At 49.9% G+C, this 1177-nt stretch carries 2 protein-coding genes; one reads left to right on the top strand and one right to left on the bottom strand.

Features of this window, described 5'->3' with window-relative positions:
- Positions 1–765 (top strand): EAL domain-containing protein (locus tag ABJQ89_RS08805; RefSeq protein ID WP_348495878.1); only part of this gene is annotated, 765 nt, incomplete at its 5' end.
- Positions 766–976: 211 nt separating this feature from the next.
- Here the strand turns inward: ABJQ89_RS08805 and ABJQ89_RS08800 are convergent.
- Positions 977–1177: hypothetical protein (locus tag ABJQ89_RS08800; protein WP_348495877.1), on the bottom strand; the 201-nt coding region annotated here is incomplete at its 5' end.

The following is a 1177-nucleotide window of genomic DNA, read 5'->3' as shown; positions in this document are numbered from 1 at the left end:
AATGAGCTGGAATTGCACTATCAGCCGCAGATCGATCTGAGCACAAATACGATAAAGGGCGTTGAGGCGTTGTTGAGGTGGAACCAGAAGGACGATGGGATGATCCCACCCGATGCGTTCGTTCCACTGGCCGAAGAGTGCGGTTTGATAGTTCCACTGGGGGATTGGGTCATCGGCGAGGCGTGTAGGCAGGCCAAAGAGTGGCCAGATCTGACGTTCGCGGTGAATGTTTCACCGGCCCAATTCCGACAGGGTGATTTGGTTGCCACGGTGAAAAATGCGCTCGAACGCGAAGGCATAGACCCCAGTCGTCTGGAAATAGAGATTACGGAAGGGGTGCTCTTGAGCCATACAGATGAAACCATAGCCGTTTTGGCCGGTTTGCAGGCCATGGGCGTCAAAATAGCGATGGACGATTTTGGCACCGGGTATTCAAGTCTCAGCTATTTGCGTCGGTTCCCGTTCGACAAAATCAAGATCGACAAGTCGTTCACAATGGATCTGGGTCTCTGCGCGGATGCTGACAACATTATCGAAGCAGTTATTAAGCTTGGCGCCTCTATGGGTATGACGTCAAATGCGGAAGGCGTAGAGACAGTCGAGCAGGCAAACCTGCTGCGAAATCAGGGGTGTAAAGAAGTACAAGGTTTCTTATTTAGCAAACCATTGCCGTCAAAATCGATTTCTGAATTGTTAACCGACTGGCAATGGCAGAAATATCAAAACGTTGAGAGTTCTTTTTCTAAGCAAGAAAGACCGTGTTAAACGACATTTTTGACAATCCAGATAGGACGAAACCGACAAAGTTGAGCCCAAAATCTGAAGTGTCTGGCAAAACTGGACAGCGTGCTAAGATGTATCCAACATTGACGACGGGATGCACGAATGATGCAGAGACGCAGTTTTTTAGACAAGTTCAAAGTTACGGTGGCGCTTGAAGCACTTCGTGAAGACAAGACGGCGCAGGGGATTGCGGCTAAGCAGAAAGCTCATCCAACGTAGGTAACGACATGGAAACGGCAGGCGATTGATCGCTGCCTGGCAGGGTTATGCGAAGCATGATCCCGAGAGGGGGCTGACTGACGTGTTCTCTGACAAGGTACGGCGATTGGAAGACAGCGAGGCTTAGGTCAAAGAACTTCACGCCAAGATTGGCAAGTTGGAGGTCGAAATTGTT

It is taken from the genome of Planktotalea sp. (assembly GCF_039984035.1).
In the GTDB taxonomy this organism is placed as follows: domain Bacteria; phylum Pseudomonadota; class Alphaproteobacteria; order Rhodobacterales; family Rhodobacteraceae; genus Planktotalea.
Note: the sequence above shows the minus strand (reverse complement) of the source record. Positions and strands in the feature narration are given on the sequence as shown.